2 protein-coding genes are annotated in these 2,371 nt (G+C 70.7%); both read right to left on the minus strand.

Translation table 11 applies throughout. The features are described from left to right. Window positions 1-1,529, minus strand: a 1,529-nt coding sequence (locus ACFWYW_RS59260; RefSeq protein ID WP_379641480.1) for an ABC transporter permease, incomplete at its 3' end; no start/stop codon positions are given. Further along, window positions 1,526-2,371 (minus strand): ATP-binding cassette domain-containing protein (locus tag ACFWYW_RS59265; protein WP_379628271.1); only part of this gene is annotated, 846 nt, incomplete at its 5' end. The genes ACFWYW_RS59265 and ACFWYW_RS59260, both read right to left, overlap by 4 nt.

The following is a 2,371-nucleotide window of genomic DNA, read 5'->3' on the forward strand; positions in this document are numbered from 1 at the left end:
CCGTACAGGCCCGCTGCTACGAGGCCGGTGGTCACGAGGGTGAGGCCGAGGAGGGGGCCCGGTCCGGAGCCGGCCAGGGTGGAGTAGTGGATGTGGGCGAAGGGGGAGATCTTGAAGAGCGGGTCGCTCACCAGTCCGACCTCCCAGCCGATTTCGAGGGCGATGGCCGCTGCCAGGGCGGTCCACGCCACGACGACTCCGGCTCGCCGGAACAGTCCGAATGCCGCCATGGCGAGCCCGGCCATCGCCCAGATGCCGGGCAGGATGAACGTGGTGAGGGCCAGGGTGGCCGCGAAGTCGCCGTCGCCGAGGCCCAGCCCGAGGCCGGTGGTCACGAGGACGGCGGCGGGTACCGCCAGTGCGAACACGGGGTGGCTGAGTGCCCAGCGTGCCCGGCTGACCGGGTGGGACAGGTAGAGTTCCGTGGCCTGCTCGCCGCGTAGGCGGAGCACCGTCATGATCGCGTACAGGGAGACGGAGTACACCGCCAGTTTGTAGACGACGAGCTCGAAGAAGATCTGCGCGGGGTCGTCTGTTCCGGTGCGTTCTGCCCAGAAGTCCAGGGCGCCGCTCTGGCCGAAGGTTTTGATGGCGTTCTGCCCGCCCAGCCCGATCCCGGCGCCGATGAAGGCGGCGCCCGCGATCCAGGCCAGGGCCATGCCCCGGTGTGTGCGCCAGGCCAGTCCGAGCGGTCCGCGCAGGCTGGCGGGTGCGTGGGCGGGGCCGGGCCGTGGCGGCCTGAGGCCGGAGCCGATGTCGCGGCGGGCCGACAATGCGTAGGCTGCGCCGACCAGGGTCGCGACGAATACCGTGACCAGCCCGAATACCCACCACTGCTCGCCGCCGAAGGGGCGGGCCCGCAGGATCCAGCCGTTCGGCACGAGCCAGCCCAGCCAGTGCATGCCCGGGCCGCCCACGTCGCTGACACCGCGCAGCAGGTAGGCCGCGAAGAACGCGGTGAAGGTCACGGCGCCGGCCACGCGGGCGCTCTGGGTGATCTGTACGGCGACCGCGGCCATCGCGGCCGCCATCCAGCCGCCGGACGCGGCCACCAGCCCCCAGGCGAGGGACCCGGCCAAGGGGAGCCCGGCGCTCACGCAGACCACGGTGATCAGCACGGCCAGGACGGCGTTCGCGGCCAGCACCACGACCAGGGCGGCGGTCAGCGGGGTGTGCCGCGCCACGGCGGCTGAGCCGACGAGTTCGCGCCGCCCCTGCTCTTCGTCGGAGCGGGTGTGCTTGACCAGCAGGATGATGCTGGCCAGGGCGGCGAAGACCATGGTGGCGGCGCCGCGCTGCTGGGCGGCGATGGCGCCCAGGCTGTCGCCGAAGGACGGGCCCTGCATCAGCAGGATCACGGGGTTGTTGACGATCTCGCCGGCGTACTGCTGGCGTGCTTGCGCGGTGGGCAGCAGTTCCCGGATGGTGGTCACCGTGGTCGCGACGAAGAGGGTGATCAGGCCGATCCACAGGGGCTGCCAGATGCGGTCGCGGCGCAGGATCAGCCGGATCAGTGTGGTCGTGTTCATCGGTAGTGCCTCATGAACAGCTCTTCGAGGGTGGGGGGCTGGGCGGTGAGGTCGCGCACGCCGTACTGGGTCAGGTGTGTGAGCACTTCGCCGATGTGGTCGGTGTCGGCCTGGAAGCGCACGCGGTGACCGTCGATGTTGAGGTCGTGGACACCGGGCAGGGCGCCGGCCGGGATCGTGGCGAGTTCGGCGGTGACCGAGGTGCGCGTGAGATGGCGCAGTTGCGCGAGGGTTCCGGCCTCGACGATCCGGCCGTCGCGGATGATGCTCACGCGGTCGCAGAGCATCTCGACCTCGGCGAGGATGTGGCTGGAGAGCAGGACTGTACGGCCGGCCCGCCGTTCCTCGGCGATGACCTCGCGAAAGACCGCCTCCATCAGCGGGTCGAGACCGGAGGTCGGCTCGTCCAGCAGCAGCAGCTCCACCTGGGAGGCGAGTGCGGCGATCAGCGCGATCTTCTGCCGGTTGCCCTTGGAGTAGGTCTGCGCTTTCTTGCGTGGATCCAGGGCGAAACGCTCGATGAGTTCGTCGCGCCGCTTGGTGTCGGTGCTGCCGCGCAGCCGGCCGAGCAGGTCGATCACCTCGCCGCCGGACAGGCTCGGCCAGAGGGTGACGTCGCCGGGGACGTAGGCGAGCCGCTGGTGCAGTTCGACGGCCTCGGTCCAGGGGTCGCCGCCCAGCAGCCGTACCTCGCCGTCGTCCTTGCGCAGCATGCCGAGCAGGATGCGCAGGGTCGTGGTCTTTCCGGCGCCGTTGGGGCCGAGGAAGCCGTGCACTTCGCCTTCGCGCACGCTCATGTCCAGGCTGTCCAGCGCGCGGGTGCGGCCGTAGTTCTTGATCAG

Source organism: Nonomuraea sp. NPDC059023 (assembly GCF_042740095.1).
In the GTDB taxonomy this organism is placed as follows: domain Bacteria; phylum Actinomycetota; class Actinomycetes; order Streptosporangiales; family Streptosporangiaceae; genus Nonomuraea.